This is a genomic window from Bacillus cereus group sp. N14 (genome assembly GCF_016483555.1).
GTDB lineage: Bacteria > Bacillota > Bacilli > Bacillales > Bacillaceae_G > Bacillus_A > Bacillus_A wiedmannii.
In genome coordinates, this window is the sequence record NZ_JAEHBQ010000011.1 from 126,759 (window position 1) to 146,103 (window position 19,345).

Consider the following 19,345-nt stretch of genomic DNA (forward strand, 5'->3'; position numbering starts at 1 on the left):
TTTGCTCAAAATTCAATTTTTCCTAACCTTTGTTTTACTAAAAATGAATTTATATTTTCAATCCCAGAATAGTTTTCCTTAAATACTTCCAGTGGGATAATAGAGTACCAATCCAGAAAATGATTAGTATAAATTTCATGATATTTTGCTACTCTATATTTTCTTTTTATCTTTTCTTCATACACACTTATAATTGGAATATTCAAGACTTTCTTCCCAAACTCTTTCAGCATCGGGATTGCTGGAGTAGGATTAGGTGCTGGGATTTTTAAATCGGAACCGAGTTTCTGAATATATTCATTATAAAACCATCTGTCTATTCTAAATTCTAACGGAACTTTAGACCAATAATGTATAAACTCATAATCCCAAAACGGTAATCTCCAATCAAATCCAAAAAACTCATAGACGCGTACAGAATTCACAATAAATTTAGCTTGTCTTTCTTTCCAATCCCATCTTTCAAAAGCATTAATTGCCTTTTCTCCTCTAAAAAGTTCCACATTTTCTAATTCATTTTTTATTTTATTCTGAATTTCTTCCTTTGACTTCTTATTACATAAATGGTAATCTTCAAGAATGTAATGATGCTTTATTATCGAATTGGTTAATTGCTCCAAATTATATTCATTATTCTTTAATAATTCCTTAGGTATATGACTACCAGCTAGAAAATCACCTGTATGACCCGGAATAAAAATGCAATCATCTGCTAATAATCCTCGCTCTTTCAACTCCCAAACAGCTGGGAAATCCTGTATGCAAGGTATAGCACATTCTCCGTCCGCATATTGATAATATTCCGCCCTTGCCTTGGATCCAAATTTTTCTTTCCATTTTTGAGAATTGTATTCAACAAATACCCATTCATATCCTAATTGTTTTGCAACTTCATAAGATATCTTAGCCTCCCAATTATCTCTTTTTCCATATGTATAGCATAATACATTATCAACGCCAAATTTCTTTAACATTAGCGCTAACAAGCGAGAATCATAACCTCCACTTAAAGGTAACACAATCTTTTTTCCTTTAATAGAATCTACTAATCTTCTGAAAACTTTCTCTAGCATAAGTTCTAATTCGTAGTGTACTTCCTTTGTTTTCAGCTTTTCTTCTTCATTAAATGGGATAAAATACTTATAAACTTCAAATTCTACATCATCGTTAGAATCTTCAATAACTAATAATTCCCCTGCCTGTAACTGCTTTATATCCTTATATAATGTTTCCCTACCAGTCACATAACCTGTTAGTAAAAATTCTTTTTGTGCTAATTCATCGTACTCTATCCCTTGAAAATGACTAATAATCCAATTAATATCATCACTTATAAAAAAATCGTTTTCTTTTACAGCGTAAAACAGCGGATAACTTCTTATTCGATCCACTGCTGCATATAATCTTTTTCCAATTCTCTTAACAAGACTATAACATCCGTTAAGTTCGTTTAGGTTGGAAATCCAATCATTAGAAGATTCCCAATCTGAGATGGACCAAAAATCCATAGCATTTTCAATTAAAATATCTTTATAATAACAATACCCACGAGTATAGATGGCATCCTCTTTCGTTTTTTTAAAAGAGTTTGAATCTCTAGAAATATAAGTGTAAATCACTTATTTAACACCTCATTCTTTAAAATACTATTTTTAATTTTTTCTTTAAAGTGTATTCCATATGACAATAAAATAAGTATCATTGAAATAATAGTTAATACAACTATATTAATAGAAAAAACAAGCTTTAATGTACTTATTACAATTAAAATGGGTATTGTCATTAACATTTTACTAGTAAAAAATCTAATAATCATACCTATTTCAATTTGGACCAACTTCAGTAAATAGACACATTGTACAAACATAGAAATTGCCCCTATACATCCAAATAATCCCACACTAATATTTGGGTTATTTAGCAAACCTCCAAAAGCTAATACTAAAAATCTTAATGTAAATGTACATACATTAAAGATCAATGCTACTCTCTGTTTCGCCAAAATAGCATACAGTTGTGATATAGGCGAAGTAATAAAGACAAATAATAACCATAAAGATAACCATTGTAAATATTCCCCAGAAATTCTCCAGTTATCTCCTAAGAATAAAGAGAGTAGCTCTGGAGCAATAATAATAAGTATACAAAATGGCAGTTGCCCTATCACAAATAAAGTTTTAAATATCTCGAAAGTGAAAATCCCCATATTTTTTTTGTCTTTAATTTTATTAGCTGTCGGGAAGAAAACCTGAGCTACTGAACTCCCTATTAAGCTCATCGGTGCCGCTAGTAACCTATACGCCATGGAATAATATCCACTAATTACACTTCCAAAAAAGAAACTTAATATTAATATCGGTAATTGTTGAGAAAAATAATTCAACAGATTTGATGGTGTGCTATAGATAGGAAAATCTTTATATTGTTTTAATATCCCTTTTATCGTTCCCCAATTAAATTCTTTTTTAAAGAAGAACATATCCCTTTTTAAAGTAAATACTATTATTACAAATACTCCTAAAATTTGTCCTACTGTTTGTCCTACTATTAATCCTATTGAATCATTGATGACATACATACCTAGTATTAATTGAACACCTACTATACCAAACGATTGTACAATTTTACTTTTTGACAATAAATGAAATCTCTTTTGCCTTGTAGACCAGTAATTTAGAATTTGGTATATGCCCATAAAAAATACATTTATAGGGAACATAAGTAACCAAATACTATTCCAACTTCGATCCTGTCCATAATAAAAATAAGACAAGCCTATTACTAAGCTTGTCACTACCGTTACAATTATCACTATAATAAATCCTATGAAAACTATTGAAGATGCTTCCTCATCTTTTTTAGGTATAACAATTGCTAATTCATAACTAAAACTTGAAATTATACCCACAATACCTGATAAACTGATAAATAATGCTAATTCCCCAAAATCAGCAGGTCCGTACAATCTACTTAAAAGAAAAGTAGATAGTAAGGTGATAATCTGTGCTAACACGGTACCCGTCATCATTGTTAATATGCTATTTAAAAACCCTTGTTTCTGATTAGTATCCATAAAACTCCCTCAATACTACACTTGCAACAAATTTTCATTACATGATAATTCTTTAAAGATCCCTTTCGTATCTATAATAACTTTATTTTTTAATATCATCTTATCAATTGATTTAAAAACTTCATGTTCTACTAAAAAGACCACAATATCTGCTTGATTAATAGCCTGATTTGTATCAGCTAAAATTATGTTTTTTGCTTCTAATTCCTTAGGTAATGTTCCAATATTAGGTTCCACTGCATAGACATCCCCAATGTTTAAATCTGCTAGATTTTTCACAATTTCCACTGATGGACTTTCACGTAAATCATCAATATTCGCTTTAAAAGCCAATCCTAAACAAGCAATTTTAGGATTGTTTATTTTTCCTGCCTGTTTAACAATTTGTTCTATAACATATTGTGGTTTATAATTGTTAACATTTCTTGCCGTACGTATAAGCTTTGAAGATTCAGGCGCAGCGTCTACAATAAACCATGGATCAACAGCTATACAATGTCCACCCACACCAGGACCTGGACTTAATATATTCACTCTTGGATGATGATTTGCTAAATCAATTAGTTCCCAAACATCTACATTTAACTGATCACATATTAAAGAGAGTTCATTAGCAAATGCTATATTAACATCCCTAAATGCATTCTCTGTAAGTTTAGCCATTTCAGCTGTTCTTGAATTACTTTCTAGAACTTCTCCATTCACAAATTTCCGATAAAATTCTGCTGCTTTTTTGGCCGAACTTACATTCAAGCCACCAACAATTCTATCATTTGCAATTAGCTCTTTTAAAATTTTCCCTGGTAATACCCTTTCTGGGCAATAAGCAAAGAATAAGTTTGTTTCATTTTTCAAGTCTAAGCGTTCTTCCAAAATCCACTTTTCTATTTTTTCTGTTGTTCCTACTGGACTTGTTGATTCTAAAATAATTAAGGAACCTTTTTTTACATAAGGAGCTATAGACCTTGTCGCAGATTCAACAAATTTCAAATCTGGTTTATTATTTTCTTGAAATGGTGTCGGAACTGCAATAATATATACATCTGCTTCGACAGGTTCGATCGCTGCTCTTAACTTTCCTTCTTTAACCGTCTGATTTACCAGTACATCCAGGTCGGGTTCATAAATATGTACTTCCCCATTATTAATTTTTTCCACAGCTTGTTTATTAACATCCACACCAACCACATCAAAACCTTTTGCAGCTAAGAGACTAGCTGTTGGTAACCCAATATACCCCAAACCTATTACACAAACTTTGTTATCCATAACAATACCACCTTTGTAACATTATTTTCATCAAATTTTAATATTTTTAGTAGGCATCTAACCCATCCTCACGCCATACTCCCGACGACAAGCGTCTAAGGTAGGTTCGAAATAAAAATTTCTACCCACAGCACGACCGAGTGCCTCCGTTGATAACGGTTAGGAGACATCACCAGTTCTTTATTTAAAAAATACCGAACAATTTTTTACGACGAATTTGTTCTGGATCTTCTTTATAAATTGCTTTTCCGCTAATTATTAAATACGGATTCTCTCTTAAATCATTCATAACACTTACACCAAATTCTTTCTCTATTAGTTCATAGCTTTCTGCTAAATGAAATCCTCTTGATGTTGTGTTATGCGCATCTGATGCAATCATATGGGTTAAATTATGCTCCACAAGCTGCAAAGAAAACTTTTTGATTTTTTTACCAAACTTCCCTAATAAACTGCCTGCCGTCACTTGTGTTAATGCACCTTTATTTACAAGGTTATATAACTTATCTGGCCGCTCGATTAACTCGGCATTACGTTCGGGATGAACGATAATTGGGATCATTCCTTTTACACGTAGTTCATACAATAGTTGTTCTGCATAACGAGGTACATGATTAGATGGAAATTCAATGAATATGTATTTGTTTGTTTCATTTAAAGTAACGATTTTACCAGCTTCATAGTCTTCTAATAAATCACCGTATAACCTGACCTCTTGCCCTGGTAAAACTTTCAGCGGGATTTCATGTTGTTTTAATTCATCATTTAATTGCTTCACTTGATGAATAATAGAAGTACGCTCGTTTACATACTTTCCATTTTGATGATGTGGTGTTGCGACAATTGTATGTATTCCTTCTGCCACTGCTTGTTGTGCCATCGCTAAACTATCCGTTACTGTTTTTGCACCATCATCGATACCAGATAAAATGTGGCAATGTAAATCGATCATTCGTTTCATCCTCCCTCTTTTCTAGTAATCTTTTTTCCCTTGAATATGAGATATCCCTCATATTCAAGGGAAAAAAGGAGATATGTTCTATTCATATCTCACTCTCTTTACTAGTTTGCACCATAATAATAATATAGACCTTGTTCACGTTCACGATCGTTTAAAACGACGCCTAACAGTTTACCTTTAGCTGATTCTAACAACCCTTTTGCTTTTACTGCTGTTTCTTTCTCTGTCGATTCACTACGAACGACAAGAATAGAAGCATCACATACATTCGCCATAATTTGCGCGTCAGTTACAGCTAAAATTGGTGGTAAATCAAAAATGACTAAATCGTACGTACTGTATGCTTGTGCAAGCAGCTCTTGCATTGATTTTGACCCTAACAATTCTGCAGGATTCGGTGGGATTGGCCCACATGCTAAAAAGTGTAGATTATCAACTGATGTTTTTTGTACACACTTATCGAAACGCTCACTATGTGTTAATACGTTCGTTAGCCCGAAAATATTATCTAATTGAAACATTTGATGCATTGCTGGTTTACGCATATCTGCATCAATTAATAATACTTTCTTTCCTTGTTGGGCAAACACGACTGCCATATTTGCTGTCGTTGTTGTTTTCCCTTCACTTGGGTTCGCAGATGTTACCATTAATGAATGTAAATTCGTATCAACAGCTGCAAACTCAACATTCGTTCGAATATTACGATATTGTTCTGAAATTGGTGATTTCGGCTGTTGATGAGCAATTAATTGACGACGTTGACGATGATTTTTTTTCTTTTTAAATAAATTAAGAGCCAATTGTTTGTCCCCTCACTTTTCTTGATGATGGAGCGTGTGATTTCACGTTCATTGTTTCTTCATCCATACGAGCTACAATACCTAACACTGGTAAACCAAGTAAGTTTTCTACATCTTCTTCTTTTTTCACCGTGTTATCTAAGTATTCTAGTAGGAATGCAAGACCAACCGAAGCCATTAAACCAACAACAAAAGCAATTACTACATTTAACATAGGGCGTGGTTTAATTGGAGATTGATTTTCTGCAACTTCTGCTTTAGATAGTACTGTTACGTTATCCACGTTCATAATTTTTGCAACTTCACCTTTAAATACATCTGCAGTTGCATTTGCAATATCACGAGCTAGTTTTGGATCTTTATCCTCAGCTGTTACAGAAATGACTTGTGAATCTTTTTCATTCGCAACATTAATCTTTCCTGTTAACGCTTGCGCTGTCATATTTAAGTTTAATTTTTCATTCACTTGATCTAAGATTACTGGACTTTTAATAATAACCTTATATGTATTCGTTAATTGAATATTCGTTTGAACTTCACCAGCTTGGATCATTGCCCCTTCTTGTTTCTTTTGGTTAACAAGAATTTGCGTCGAAGATTGATAGATTGGTGTCATAAAGAAGAAGCTAATGATAGCACTTACAATAGCTGCACCAAAGGCAATTACGAGGATCATTGCTAAACGTTTTTTTAAAATATGAAATAACTCTTTCAAACTAATTGTTTCTTCCATAAGTTCCTCCAACTTTCTAAAATTTGCACATAAGAAAAATTATAACATATAAATCTTACATTTTTTATTTTGAATAATTTAGTTCTACATTTATTCACATCAAGCACATATAATCTTACAAAATAATCTTAAATATGACAACACATTCCAACGATTTTCCAAAATTTCCATTATATTATGTTTTTTATATAACGCAATGTTAAATTTTATAAAAATTCAAAAAAGCCAATAAAATTATTTATCGGCTTGTAAATTTATTATTCTATACACTATTTTCTAATAATATCCATATTGTTCTTTTTCTTCTCTTTTATCGTTTAGGACGACACCAAGTAATTTACCAGACGCTTTGTCTAATATTTGCTTCGCTTTTACAATTTTATCTTTTTCTGTTTTTTCACTGCGTACGACAAGTACGATTCCATCGCATTTATTCGCTAGTATTTGTGCATCGGTAACCGCAAGAACGGGTGGTGTGTCGATTAAAATAATATCAAACATGTTATATGCTTCTAGTAATAGCTCATCCATTCCTCGGCTACTTAATAGTTCAGCTGGGTTTGGTGGGATTGGACCTGCTGCCATTAAGTGTACGTTCTCTATATCTGTTTTTTGAATACATTGCATTAGTTTCGCTTGTCCTGATAATAGATTCGTTAATCCATTTGAACTGTGGATGGCAAATAAGTTTTGAATCGTCGGCTTACGCAAGTCAGCTCCGATTAATAAAACTTTCTTTCCTTGTTGGCCGAAAACAACTGCCAAGTTTGCGATTGTTGTTGTTTTTCCGTCACCTGGATCTGCCGAGGTAACAATAATAGAACGAACATGATTATCTACAGATGTAAATTCAATATTTGTACGAATGTTACGGTATTGCTCTGCAACACGTGATTTAGGCTCTTTATGTGTAATTAATTGTCGTAATGGTTTTCTTTTTTTTCTCCCGAACATGTTATGATCTCCTCTTTTCAAAATGCGATACTTGTCCCTTTATCTCTCTATGTTCGATATGCTACTCCCATTTTTCATTTACTGATACCGCTAGATTTTCCCATCACTTTCCTCTACATTTCATCATAACCAATCATAATAAGCTTTGTCCTATCTCATAACCTTCATAATGTGACAACCGCATCTCTATTTTTATCGTGCTATCATTTATCTTAATTCCAAGATATTTATAGCGTCATTATATACGAACTTCCATTCATTTACAATAAAAATTCTGATTACTCTGCATTTTAATATTCCGAATAAAAAATACATTAATTAAAAAAATTCTTCTGCATGTTACAGAAGAATTTTTTTAATTAACATCTATTCTTTTTTATCACCAATCGCAAATGTAATTTCAGCTTCACATGCAACTTCACCATCTACTGTTGCGATTGCTTTTCCTTTTCCGATTGGACCACGTACACGTGTCATTTCTACTTCTAGGCGAAGTTGATCACCTGGACGTACTTGTTTTTTGAAACGACAGTTGTCGATACCTGCGAAGAAAGCAAGTCTTCCTCGGTTCTCTTCTTTCTTTAATACCGCAACAGCGCCGACTTGCGCTAACGCTTCTACAATAAGTACACCGGGCATAACTGCATAATCAGGAAAGTGCCCGTTAAAGAATTCTTCGTTTGCGGATACATTTTTAATTCCAACCGCTCTTTTTCCTTCATCTACTTCTAATATTTTATCAACAAGTAAAAATGGATAGCGGTGAGGAATGATTTCTTTAATTTGTTCTATATTTAGCATACAATAATCGCCCCTTTTATAATATTGGTCTTACCACTTGGACATATTGTTTATTATCCCATTTTGTTTATTGTTTGTCATTATAAAGTGAAACTTTAATCGGTGGGGAGCTTTTTCCATCCCCACTGATTATTAGCCTTCACCAATCGGGCTTTTACGGGTAGTTGATCTCCCACCTAACTCCCTTGCATTCACTAAATTTTGAGGTGGGAGTCTTACTGCCCGTTAATGCGGGGTAAAGTGAAACTTTAATATCTTTTCAGCTTTATATATAAAAAAATGCACACACCCTATTCCATTAAAATAGCTGCAAATACTTGCAACTGACACGGAGGTAGAAAAGAGTGTATGCCCAAATTAGGGAAAGGCAATATGTATTTGAACATGATTTGCCTTAATGTCGTATTCGACTCATTATATTATAAACGTTTTCAAATAAGGAAATATTAAATTTAACCATATATATGAATATTTTACCTATTCCCTTCGTTTTTCTTTATTTTTCTTCTATTTTCTCAATAAATCAAAATAAAATAAAAAAATGAAAGAATAAAAAAACAAAAAAGAACTACGGTTAACACCTTAGTTCTTCTCATCTTCCCCGCCTTTTGCGAGCTAATAATAAGCGGGGGATGCCCCCACTTATTAAAGTTTCACTTTATCGTAAAGCACGCTTTGGTAATTTATCGATATTCTCTAACATAATACCTGTACCAACCGCAACACATTGCATTGGGTTTTCAGCAATTAATACTGGTACTTTTAGTTCTTCTGCTAGAAGCATGTCGATACCGTGTAGTAAAGCTCCACCGCCTGTTAGAATAACACCGCGGTCGATAATGTCCGCAGATAATTCTGGTGGCGTGCGCTCTAGTACGCCTTTTGCAGCTTGTACAATGATAGCCGCGTCTTCTTTTAGTGCTTCTGTAATTTCTTCAGAGCATACTGTAATTGTACGTGGTAAGCCCGTTACCATGTCACGTCCGCGAATTTCAAGCTCTTCGCTACGTGCACCTGGGAATACTGTACCAACTTTAATTTTAATATTTTCTGAAGTACGTTCTCCAATTAATAGCTTATACTTACGTTTAACGTAGTTTAAGATCTCCATATCAAACTTATCGCCAGCCATTTTGATAGAGGAAGAGGTAACAATATCACCCATAGATAGTACAGCGATATCCGTTGTACCTCCACCAATATCAACAACCATGTTACCGCTTGGTTGGAAGATTTCCATACCAGCACCAACTGCGGCTACTTTTGGTTCTTCTTCTAAAAATACTGTTTTACCACCTGAACGTTCAGCAGCCTCACGAATTGCTTTTTGTTCTACAGATGTGATATTTGTTGGACAACAAATTAAAATGCGAGGTTTTGAAAAGAAGCTCTTCACGTCCAATTTGTTAATGAAATACTTTAACATTGCTTCTGTAATTTCGAAATCTGCGATTACACCATCTTTAAGCGGACGAATTGCTACAATATTACCAGGTGTACGTCCCACCATACTTCTTGCTTCTTCACCTACTGCTAATACTTTACCTGTGTTACGATCAATTGCCACAACAGATGGCTCATTTAATACAATACCTTTGCCTTTAACATGAATTAATACATTAGCCGTACCTAGGTCAATTCCGATATCTCGCGCAAACATTCCCGTCATTTCCTCCTCGATATTCAAAATCAGGTTACACCCGAATTCTTTTACACCTAATTTCTGATTTTATCATAAATTTAACAGAAACGTAATATTCGCAAAAAGAATTCTTCTGAAAAATATTACCGAATTGAAACGGAATGTTTGCGATCGCATATTTATTGACGGACCGGCTTTTCTACATCTTCTTTTCTATACTTTTGCTTTGTTGCTTCTCCGCCTCTTAAATGACGAATAGACTTATGATAATCAAGAATTTCTTTCACTTCATTTGCGAGCTCTGGATTAATTTCTGGTAGACGTTCCGTTAAATCTTTATGGACTGTACTCTTTGATACCCCAAATTCCTTTGCAATGACACGCACTGTCTTTCTTGTCTCCACGATATACTTACCAATCTTGATAGTTCTCTCTTTGATGTAATCGTGCACACCACTCGCCTCCCTAAATTGGATGTGAGAAGTGTGAAATGAGCCTCGCTGCATACGACTAAGAAGTAAGTGTGAGTGCTGTTTGTAAGCGTTAAACATTCTTGGATTTATAATGAAATGATTCACGATTTCTCACCTCAAACACTCTCTTTGCTTTGGTTTATACCATTGTATTGCCCGCACTACTGATATATGCTACATGTTCACTATTTTTGCGGACTAAGTTAAGAAAAATTACGTTTTTTTATGAGAAATACGTTAACATTGACTATTTTGACGAAAAAAAATGACACCTTGTATATAAGGCGTCATTCTTCTCGTTCCAATTCTTCTTCTAACAATTGATGGTGGGGAACCTCTTTCTTACCGGCAATATAATAATATAAAGTGAATAAAACAAACAATAAAATAATAGCAGTCGACAGAACAAACAAAAATGACACAGTATCCCCTCCCTTTTGTAATATATATTCGAGAATCTCGTCATATTTCCTTGTTATTGCAACTTTTTTCTCGAAATTGAGTATTTTTATATGAAAATGAAAAAATCAGCTCTCCTAGTGAGAACTGATTTTTTCACTTTCTTATTCTTGTGAAGAAGAACTGTTAGATGATTCTGTAGAACCATTTGTTGATTTTTCTTCTTTCTTCGGCTCTTCTTTTTTGTCACTAGTCGAACCGCTTGTTGATTTCTCTTCTTTTTGAGACTTGTCTTCTGTTTTATTTTCTGGTTTCGTGCTCGTTGACTTCTCTTCTTTTTGAGATTTGTCATCAGCTTTTTTACCAGAAGCATTCGTTGCTTTTGCAGCACCTGCATCAGCTTTAATTTCTGCTACTGACTTATTTAAGTAGCGCTCAGGGTTCACAGCCACGTTGTCTTTACGTACTTCAAAGTGAACGTGAGAACCTGCTTCTTTATTCATTGCACTTAGACCGGATTTTCCTAATACTTCACCTTGTACAACTCGTGCACCTTTTTCTACTTTCACACTGCCTAAGCTTTGATAAGAAGCTGCTACACCATTTCCACTATCAACTGTTACAACATAACCAAGAAGTGAATCTTTTTCAGCTTTCGTTACTGTACCACTTAAAGCAGCTGTAACATTGAATTCTTTTCCATTCTTCGCAGCAATGTCAATTCCTTTATTTGGGGAATATGTGTTGTTATAAAAGACAAGTGCTTTTTCTTGTTCCGCCTCAGTTGCTGCATCTTCATAGAATTTCTTCTGTACGACTACTTCCGCATTAGCGGCTGCTGGCATTTTCACTACTTCTGAAGATTTCGTTACTGGTACTGCTGGATCTTCCGATTGTGTATACGGTGTTGCTTGATCTTGGTTCGGAGTCTTCTTCGGATTAGCTCCTTGGAACCATAGCGCAACCATTAAAATTACCGCTGCACAAGCAATGTATAGTGCCGGAAACACCCATCTTTTTTGAAATAAATGTACTACCTTTTGCGACTTTTTATTATTTCTTCCTCGCATTCCATCATCACCTCAGCAATCATTTTGAACAATATCCACGTATCCTATACAACGTATAACTAATTACTTTTCGACAAAATCTGTAAAAATATGTATAGTAATTGTAAAATTTCCGAGGAAATGATAGAAAATAGAAAAAACTGAGCACTTTCGGCTCAGTTTTTAGTCTAATTGTTTCTTTTTATATACGATTAAACATGCAATAAGTGAAAGAACAAGCCACACTCCAACATTTAACATATGCCCACTAATACTACTGAACCCAGCACCCTCTACTAAGCTTTTAATTGCTTTTTCAAGATGAAATGTTGGAAGATAACTAATCATCGTCTTAATTACTTTATTTTCAACCATTGGCTCAAATTGTACAGCTAAATACATCGTCATTAATATCGGCATTCCGATTAGTGATGTTTGGGGGACAGACTCAGCTAGTAATCCAATCATTGTTCCAATTAAAGTAAATAGAATTGTTCCACATAAGAAAACAAATGCGAGTAATAAAAAATTTCCACTTAATTGATCTAAAATGAATAAGTTTACAATGGAAATACCTAACGTTAAACATGCTGTTAATATACTTTTCCCAAGAAGAACTTCCACAGAAGAAGCCGGTGATAGCATTAACACACGTAACGTATGTTTTTCTTTCTCTTCTGCAATTACCATTGATTGAACAAACCCTGCTACAAATAGAAAGGACATTAAAGTAATAATGCCAACTCCTGCCTGCCCTTCTCCAAATCGGCTAAATATAAATGCAAATATAATTGGTAAAGATGCCATTAACAAAACTTGTGAATTTGTCTTAAAATCCTGTACTTCTTTTCTAAAAATAGCTGATACACGTCTCATTGAAAATGTCATTATAATCCCCTCCCAGTAACTTCAATAAAGATATCGCCTAGCGTTGGTTCGTGTGAATGAATCGATAGTAATTCGCCCTTTTTCATCCATTCTGAAATACGTTTTGCACCTAATTCGTCTTTTTGCACGACTTCTTTTTGCTTATCTTTTAATACGACTTGTATTTGATCTTTCGCGTATTGTAAGCGAAGGTTTTCTGGTGTATCAAGCGCTACAATTTCTCCGCCGCATAGAAAGGCGATGCGATTACAAAGCGTCTCTGCTTCGTTCATATTGTGAGTCGTTAAGAAAATCGTTGTTCCTTCTTTATTTAAGTCTTTTAAGATTTTATGAATGTTTTGTACGTTTACTGGATCAAGTGCAGATGTTGGTTCATCTAAGAAGAGGATATCTGGTTTATGAAGGATTGCTCTAGCTAATGTAACGCGCTGCTTCATTCCTTTTGATAGTTTCTTTACTGGTGTTTTTTTATCATCTAATAGATTCACTTGCGCTAGTACTTCATCGATTCGTTCTTTTTTACAATCGTATAAGTCACAAAATAATAGTAAGTTATCATAAATGCTAAGTCTTTCATATAAACCGCTGTTGTCTGTTAAAATACCAATTCGTTTATAATCGATGCTGCTTGGTCCTGTAATATCTTTACCTAGTACCCTCACTGTTCCAACGCTATGCAGCAATTGAGAAGTTAAAATCTTTACTGTTGTTGTTTTTCCAGATCCACTCGGTCCAAGGAATCCAAAAATTTCTCCTTGCTTCACCTCAATATTTACATTTCGAAGTGCCGTTTTTTCGTTGAAACTTTTCATTACATCTTTCATTTCAATTGCCAATGTCATCTCGTCATCCCCTTTGTTTTTCTTTTTATAGATGAAAGTCGCTTTAGCGCTTTTCGTTTGTTTGTTTCGCTTTTCTTGACTCAATCATATGAAAAACAAAGGAGTTACGCAGTAAAATACCGGTAAAAGGAGTATTTTTACCGGTGAATGAATCGTATTTTAAGCTTATTGGAGCAATTTTTATAGCCCAATCACACCTTTTAATTCATCCATTCGTCCTTTCGATAACGGAATTGAACTTTTTCTTTCGTCATCCAAAATTAAACTAAAACTGTTACGAGTCCACGTAATCACTTCTCGCACTCTTTGTAAATTCACAAGGTACGAGCGATGACATCTAAAGAACCCGAATCCTGTTAATCTCGCTTCTAGTTCACTTAATGTTAATGCACATACGAAATCACCTTCACGCACATGAATATGTGTCACTCCGTTTTGCGTTTCGATGAAATGAATTTCCATCGGATCAAGTAAAATGATTTTATCGTTCACTTTCGCTGGAATTCTTTCAAGTTTCATTTGCGGAATCATTTGAACAACCTTTTCTTCATCCACCTCTTCAATTTCTTCTTGTTCGATTTCTATTTTCTTCACACCATCATTGTTTAATATGTATACATCTTCTGTTAACGAAAGGGCGTCCGATAAGAAAGATGACGTAATAAAGATTGCCTTTCCTTGCTCTTTCATTTTCATGATTGCTTTTCGAATAATAATCGTACTCTCTGTATCTACATTTTGCTCTGGCTCTTCCAAAATAACTAAGTCTGGATTATGAATCATAACACGCCCGATATGAAGGCGACGTTTCTCTGAAAATGATAGTTTTTCTATTTTAACGTTTAACTTATCTAAGAGGCCGACATATTGCACTACTTCTTCCGTGCTCATTTTTGATTCATAAAGCCCTATTAAGAACTTAAAGTATTCCTTTACCTTCAAACGGTCGTATGCTTCATCTTTCAAAAAACAAAAACCGATGTGAGAATACTTTTTCTTTCCAATCGATTCTCCCTCAAACAGCACGTTGCCAGTTGAAGCTTCTTCCTCACCAATAATAATGCGGTGCAACACTTTCGCTGTATGGTTATTACATTGCAAAACAACGCATTGTCCCTTCTCAACCTTCAGTTCAACTGCCGGTAACTGGTTCGTCTTCCCTAATTGTCTCAACTCGAGTAACGCCATTCTGTCTCCCCCAAATACTTTTTATCCTATTATACCAAACAGTTAATGGAAGATTTAGATATTTTATGAAGTATCATAAAAAGAAGGCTATCCAAATGAAAGGATAGCCTTCTTCTCTAATTTTTCATGCGGCACCGCCACAACAGATGCTTCTAACACTGTATCGTGAAACATTAAAGCATTTTCTAAATCTACGGAAGAGATCCATTCGCCTCCGCTTTTAATTCAGTCTTTCGTACGATCAGCAATCTTAATACATCCTTCCGAATCAACCGTGACAATGTCTCCTGTATAGAGCCAACCGTCTTTCATTGATTCTCTTCTGTACGTTCATCCTTATAATAGCTTCCAGCGATCCATGGGCCCTTTAAACAGAGTTCTGTCATCGCTGAACATTGACGATTTTTTTAATATATCAACGATTCGACAAGGAACCTATCCACTAACAAAAGAAAACCGTCCCAATATACCTCTTGGAACGGTTTCTTTTTCCCCTACTTCTTCACCATTAACTTTCCTTCATAATCATTCATCGACTTTATTTCGACACCTTTATAATAATGAGCAACGATATCTGTATATTTCTTACCTTCCGCTGCCATGCCATTTGCTCCGTATTGGCTCATGCCAACGCCGTGACCGAATCCCTTCGTTGTAACGACGATTTTATCCCCTTCTTGTTTCCACGTGAAGTCAGAAGAGCGTAAATCTAACTTTTCACGAACTTGCTTTCCTGTTAATGTTTTCCCTTGAAATGCTACATCTTTTACTCGCTTTCCTTCCGTAAGATCTTGAATATTTCCAACCTTCCCGTCTGCCAACACCTTCACACCGAGACGCTTTTGAAAGTCAGCTACTGTAAAGGTTTGCTCGCTCGTAAATTTTGGAGAGGCTTGATCCCACGGACTATCTACGCTCTTTAAATACGGATAATCATTTCCCCAATAATCAGCTGCATTTTCTGTCCGGCCATTACTCGTTGAGAAGAAGGATGCTGAGATTGGTTTTCCATCATACGTTAAAACTTGTCCTGCGGTTTTAGAAACGGCTTCTTCGATTTTCTTCAAATTATTTTCGTAGTTATTGCCCCATTGTTTCTTCAATTCTTCTTTACTTTTGTACACTTGATCTTTCACCGTATCGGTCACGTCCGCATTGTTTTTCTTACCTCCGCTTAGCATACGCTGTACCACAAATGTTCTCGCTGCTAATGCCTGCGCCTTTAGCGCCTCTATTTCAAAACTGGCATTCATCTCAGAAGCTACTACACCGGTCACATACTCCTCCATAGGTAATGTTTCTACCTTCTTTTGCCGATCACGATATACAGCAACTTGAACCGCTGTATCCACTTTCCCTGGAGCTGGTATACTTTCTATCGCTGGAGGAGTTTTAGAAGCTGCTTCTTCCCCTACTTTTGCTTTCGCAAACGGAATAACAAGAGCAGCAGGTACAATGATAACGAGCGCTATTAGAAGCGCTACTGTGATAAAAAGTGGCTTTGAAAATTTCATCTTATTTCCCCCAATATCCAAAAGCTTTACTCCATTCATTCTTATGGAACAACTCTTTCTTTTAGAACATACTTAAGGGGAACCAGCTAAAACGAAAATTTTCTAAATATTTTTACTGGTACGTGCATAAGTATAGAATTTATTGACTATAACAGTAATAACCCAAAAAAATAGTCCCTACGTCAAAAGACGTAGAGACTATTTCAATTAAGCGTGAAGATCAGAAACTTCTTGTTCTTTCACTTCTTCTACTTTTTCGTTTACACGTTCAATAGTTGCACCTAATGCAGCTAATTTCTTATGGAAATCTACATAACCACGGTCAAGATGCTTTAACTCAGTTACACGAGTGTAACCTTCAGATACTAAACCAGCTAAGATTAATGCAGCAGCAGCACGTAAGTCAGTTGCGCCTACTTCAGCACCTTGTAAGCTATTTGGACCGTTCATAATAACAGAACGACCTTCGATTTTAATATCAGCATTCATACGACGGAATTCTTCAACGTGCATAAAGCGGTTTTCGAATACCGTTTCTGTAATCATACTTGTTCCATCAGCTTGTAGTAATAATGCCATCATTTGTGATTGCATGTCTGTTGGGAAACCTGGGTGAGGCATAGTTTTAATATCAACCGCTTTTAACTTATCTGGGCCGATAACACGTACACCTTCATTTTCCTCAATAACTTTAACACCCATTTCTTCCATTTTCGCTGTAATTGAGCGTAAATGTTCAGGTACAGCATTTTCAATTAAGATGTCTCCACCAGTAATTGCCGCTGCAACCATGAATGTTCCCGCTTCAATACGGTCAGGAATAATAGAGTGGTTTCCACCATATAATTTATCAACGCCTTCGATACGAATCGTTCCAGTTCCAGCTCCGCGTACTTTCGCTCCCATCGCATTTAAGAAGTTAGCTAAGTCAACGATTTCTGGTTCTTTCGCTGCGTTTTCAAGGATTGTTGTCCCTTTTGCTAATGTAGCTGCAGACATAATGTTTTCTGTCGCGCCCACGCTTGGGAAGTCTAAATAAATTTTAGCTCCTTTTAGTTCTCCCTCAACGTATGCCTCAACAAAACCATTACCAACCTGTACTTTTGCTCCCATTGCTTCGAAGCCTTTTAAATGTTGGTCAATTGGACGTGAACCAATTGCACATCCACCAGGAAGTGCAATACGAGCACGGCCGTTACGTGCAAGTAATGGTCCCATTACTTGAACAGATGCACGCATTTTACGTACATATTCAAATGGTGCTTCAATGTTTAGTTCTTTAGAAGCATCGATTGTTACTTGGTTATTTTCAAATACGACTTCAGCATTTAAATGACGTAATACCTCATTAATTGTGTATACATCAGACAAAACTGGTACTTCAGATAGTACATTCTTTCCATCACTCGCTAATAGGGCTGCAGCGATTATAGGTAATACAGCATTTTTTGCGCCCTCAACACGCACTGTGCCGTTTAACCGCTTTCCGCCACGGACGATGATCTTTTCCAAATTATTCCCCTCCGTGTCCTTTTTTCAGTATCTATTCACTCAATACTCAGAAGTTATGATCGGTGTGCCAACCACAATTGTATCTTTGTTGTCTGTAGAACGTATTGCTATTTGCACATTTATTTTCTCTCTATTTGTTGAAAGAGCGTCATCCCACTTTTTATTGTATGCGGAGACTGATACAAATGCTCTTTCTTCTATCTGTTCGATCGCTCTTGCTGAAAGATCTTTCAAAAACTGATTGGTTTTATTTTGCAAAACACCTTCAATCTTATCATTCAGTACACCTTGAACACAAGTGTAAATTATAGGTTTTTCACTAAAAATTTTATTTGTTTTCTGAATGTACTTCGGGTCCCATTTCGCCCCGCTTACTTCAAAAATAATGAAAGTGTTTTCTTTAGTATTTTCCTTACTCCATGTTACTACTACTCGTTCTTCATAAGAAGAAAACTTTTTATAGGATGTAGCTTTATATCCATCTGGAGATTGCTCTAATTCCCACTTTTGAATATTCGCCTTGTCTTTCACATCGTTTAACAACTTTTGAAACATATGTATATTAGAAATTGTTTTTGTTTCTCGCGCTAACCATGACCACTTCTCTACTTTAGCATCATTTTTCTCTAAAGTTGCAATCATGCTCTCCATTTTCTGTTCATCGCTGATCGGTTTCATCTCTCTATATCCAACCAAAAATAAAACAACACTTATCACAACAATAAGAATGGCTTTAAGCTTCAATTTCATCCCCTCCTATCCCCATTGTTAACGGAGATATGAGGTTCTATACACTTACTTTACTAAATACGTTAAACTCTTTGAATAGCCTAAATAATCAAGGAAAAAGTTACTTACAGATGTCCCAATTGCAATTGTAATTAGGATGAGTAACACTCGCGTCTGCATCACCTTTCCAGACTTCATTAAACGCTCAATGTGAACACCTTGTAAGGCCCACCACGTAATGGTAATAAACAATAAATGCGAAACAATGGCAATCAGTGCTTGTTGCCCTAAAAGATGTGCCAAAAAATCGACCCCTTTTTACCCAGCTACTACTTACGAAATACTATAAAAACGATACCATAATAAGTAGGAGCCACACTTTTTCAAATACAAATAAGCATCTTACATTTTACATCATAATTTGCTCTCAAAAAACATATACCTACATGCATTTTCAATTATAATTCACACAAAATAAAAAGCGCAGAGTAACAACTCCACACCTTTTATTTTCA

At 35.1% G+C, this 19,345-nt stretch carries 19 protein-coding genes and 1 pseudogene; all 20 read right to left on the bottom strand.

Annotated elements, in window-relative coordinates; genetic code table 11:
• Nucleotides 1-5 precede the first annotated feature (5 nt).
• Complete coding sequence (locus JDS82_RS29760; RefSeq protein ID WP_199713628.1) at nt 6-1,619, bottom strand: asparagine synthase-related protein; 1,614 nt, start codon at nt 1,617-1,619, stop codon at nt 6-8.
• Entirely contained in the window at nt 1,616-3,073 is a 1,458-nt protein-coding gene (locus JDS82_RS17035; RefSeq protein WP_199713629.1) for an oligosaccharide flippase family protein, read from the bottom strand. Before JDS82_RS17035 ends, JDS82_RS29760 begins: the two co-directional genes overlap by 4 nt.
• 15 nt (nt 3,074-3,088) lie before the next feature.
• A complete protein-coding gene (gene wecC / locus JDS82_RS17040; RefSeq protein WP_199713630.1) occupies nt 3,089-4,342 on the bottom strand; it encodes a UDP-N-acetyl-D-mannosamine dehydrogenase in 1,254 nt (417 codons plus the stop codon).
• Between the two features lie 184 nt (nt 4,343-4,526).
• The gene (locus JDS82_RS17045; RefSeq protein ID WP_199713631.1) at nt 4,527-5,294 is read right to left on the bottom strand and encodes a tyrosine-protein phosphatase; all 768 of its coding nucleotides are present in this window, start codon (nt 5,292-5,294) and stop codon (nt 4,527-4,529) included.
• Nucleotides 5,295-5,404: 110 nt separating this feature from the next.
• Nucleotides 5,405-6,106 (bottom strand): CpsD/CapB family tyrosine-protein kinase, encoded by a 702-nt coding sequence (locus JDS82_RS17050; protein WP_199713632.1) that lies wholly within the window; start codon nt 6,104-6,106, stop codon nt 5,405-5,407.
• Entirely contained in the window at nt 6,096-6,839 is a 744-nt protein-coding gene (locus tag JDS82_RS17055; protein WP_151035651.1) for a YveK family protein, read from the bottom strand. The genes JDS82_RS17050 and JDS82_RS17055 overlap by 11 nt, the downstream gene beginning before the upstream one ends.
• Nucleotides 6,840-7,115: 276 nt before the next feature.
• Nucleotides 7,116-7,793, bottom strand: coding sequence for a CpsD/CapB family tyrosine-protein kinase (locus JDS82_RS17060; protein ID WP_151035652.1), 678 nt, complete (start codon nt 7,791-7,793; stop codon nt 7,116-7,118).
• Nucleotides 7,794-8,159: 366 nt separating this feature from the next.
• Nucleotides 8,160-8,594 carry a 3-hydroxyacyl-ACP dehydratase FabZ gene (fabZ, locus tag JDS82_RS17065; protein WP_000931959.1) on the bottom strand — a complete coding sequence of 145 codons (435 nt, stop codon included), beginning with the start codon at nt 8,592-8,594 and terminating at the stop codon, nt 8,160-8,162.
• A 658-nt stretch (nt 8,595-9,252) separates the two neighbouring features.
• Nucleotides 9,253-10,254, bottom strand: coding sequence for a rod shape-determining protein (gene mreB / locus JDS82_RS17070; RefSeq protein ID WP_000457990.1), 1,002 nt, complete (start codon nt 10,252-10,254; stop codon nt 9,253-9,255).
• 161 nt (nt 10,255-10,415) lie between these two features.
• Complete coding sequence (spoIIID, locus tag JDS82_RS17075; RefSeq protein WP_000544012.1) at nt 10,416-10,688, bottom strand: sporulation transcriptional regulator SpoIIID; 273 nt, start codon at nt 10,686-10,688, stop codon at nt 10,416-10,418.
• A gap of 308 nt (nt 10,689-10,996) precedes the next feature.
• Nucleotides 10,997-11,131, bottom strand: a complete 135-nt coding sequence (locus tag JDS82_RS17080; RefSeq protein WP_000008903.1) for a hypothetical protein — start codon at nt 11,129-11,131, stop codon at nt 10,997-10,999.
• A 141-nt stretch (nt 11,132-11,272) separates the two neighbouring features.
• On the bottom strand, nt 11,273-12,178 hold the full coding sequence (locus tag JDS82_RS17085; protein ID WP_064057291.1) for a stage II sporulation protein SpoIIQ: 906 nt from the start codon (nt 12,176-12,178) through the stop codon (nt 11,273-11,275).
• Between the two features lie 162 nt (nt 12,179-12,340).
• Nucleotides 12,341-13,045 (bottom strand): ABC transporter permease, encoded by a 705-nt coding sequence (locus JDS82_RS17090; protein ID WP_064057290.1) that lies wholly within the window; start codon nt 13,043-13,045, stop codon nt 12,341-12,343.
• A complete protein-coding gene (locus tag JDS82_RS17095; RefSeq protein ID WP_000170857.1) occupies nt 13,045-13,887 on the bottom strand; it encodes an ABC transporter ATP-binding protein in 843 nt (280 codons plus the stop codon). The genes JDS82_RS17090 and JDS82_RS17095 overlap by 1 nt, the downstream gene beginning before the upstream one ends.
• A 180-nt stretch (nt 13,888-14,067) precedes the next feature.
• Nucleotides 14,068-15,075 (bottom strand): LytTR family transcriptional regulator DNA-binding domain-containing protein, encoded by a 1,008-nt coding sequence (locus JDS82_RS17100; RefSeq protein ID WP_001185972.1) that lies wholly within the window; start codon nt 15,073-15,075, stop codon nt 14,068-14,070.
• A 102-nt stretch (nt 15,076-15,177) separates the two neighbouring features.
• Nucleotides 15,178-15,461 (bottom strand): annotated as a pseudogene (locus tag JDS82_RS17105) (fatty-acid--CoA ligase); the annotation flags it as partial.
• A 108-nt stretch (nt 15,462-15,569) separates the two neighbouring features.
• The gene (gene spoIID / locus JDS82_RS17110; protein ID WP_000672644.1) at nt 15,570-16,589 is read right to left on the bottom strand and encodes a stage II sporulation protein D; all 1,020 of its coding nucleotides are present in this window, start codon (nt 16,587-16,589) and stop codon (nt 15,570-15,572) included.
• 207 nt (nt 16,590-16,796) lie between these two features.
• Entirely contained in the window at nt 16,797-18,101 is a 1,305-nt protein-coding gene (gene murA / locus JDS82_RS17115; RefSeq protein WP_000411269.1) for a UDP-N-acetylglucosamine 1-carboxyvinyltransferase, read from the bottom strand.
• 39 nt (nt 18,102-18,140) lie between these two features.
• Nucleotides 18,141-18,845, bottom strand: coding sequence for a YwmB family TATA-box binding protein (locus tag JDS82_RS17120; RefSeq protein WP_000767922.1), 705 nt, complete (start codon nt 18,843-18,845; stop codon nt 18,141-18,143).
• Nucleotides 18,846-18,896: 51 nt separating this feature from the next.
• The gene (locus JDS82_RS17125) at nt 18,897-19,133 is read right to left on the bottom strand and encodes a DUF1146 family protein (protein ID WP_000940744.1); all 237 of its coding nucleotides are present in this window, start codon (nt 19,131-19,133) and stop codon (nt 18,897-18,899) included.
• Nucleotides 19,134-19,345 lie beyond the last annotated feature (212 nt).

Excerpts from the sequence above, each read along its gene's own strand:
- spoIID (WP_000672644.1), bottom strand. The coding sequence starts at position 16,589 with ATGAAATTTTCAAAGCCACTTTTTATCACAGTAGCGCTTCTAATAGCG.
- JDS82_RS17095 (WP_000170857.1), bottom strand. The coding sequence starts at position 13,887 with ATGACATTGGCAATTGAAATGAAAGATGTAATGAAAAGTTTCAACGAA.
- JDS82_RS17045 (WP_199713631.1), bottom strand. The coding sequence starts at position 5,294 with ATGATCGATTTACATTGCCACATTTTATCTGGTATCGATGATGGTGCA.
- mreB (WP_000457990.1), bottom strand. The coding sequence starts at position 10,254 with ATGTTTGCGCGAGATATCGGAATTGACCTAGGTACGGCTAATGTATTA.
- JDS82_RS17060 (WP_151035652.1), bottom strand. The coding sequence starts at position 7,793 with ATGTTCGGGAGAAAAAAAAGAAAACCATTACGACAATTAATTACACAT.
- wecC (WP_199713630.1), bottom strand. The coding sequence starts at position 4,342 with ATGGATAACAAAGTTTGTGTAATAGGTTTGGGGTATATTGGGTTACCA.
- JDS82_RS17035 (WP_199713629.1), bottom strand. The coding sequence starts at position 3,073 with ATGGATACTAATCAGAAACAAGGGTTTTTAAATAGCATATTAACAATG.
- JDS82_RS17090 (WP_064057290.1), bottom strand. The coding sequence starts at position 13,045 with ATGACATTTTCAATGAGACGTGTATCAGCTATTTTTAGAAAAGAAGTA.
- fabZ (WP_000931959.1), bottom strand. The coding sequence starts at position 8,594 with ATGCTAAATATAGAACAAATTAAAGAAATCATTCCTCACCGCTATCCA.
- JDS82_RS17100 (WP_001185972.1), bottom strand. The coding sequence starts at position 15,075 with ATGGCGTTACTCGAGTTGAGACAATTAGGGAAGACGAACCAGTTACCG.
- JDS82_RS17085 (WP_064057291.1), bottom strand. The coding sequence starts at position 12,178 with ATGCGAGGAAGAAATAATAAAAAGTCGCAAAAGGTAGTACATTTATTT.
- JDS82_RS17055 (WP_151035651.1), bottom strand. The coding sequence starts at position 6,839 with ATGGAAGAAACAATTAGTTTGAAAGAGTTATTTCATATTTTAAAAAAA.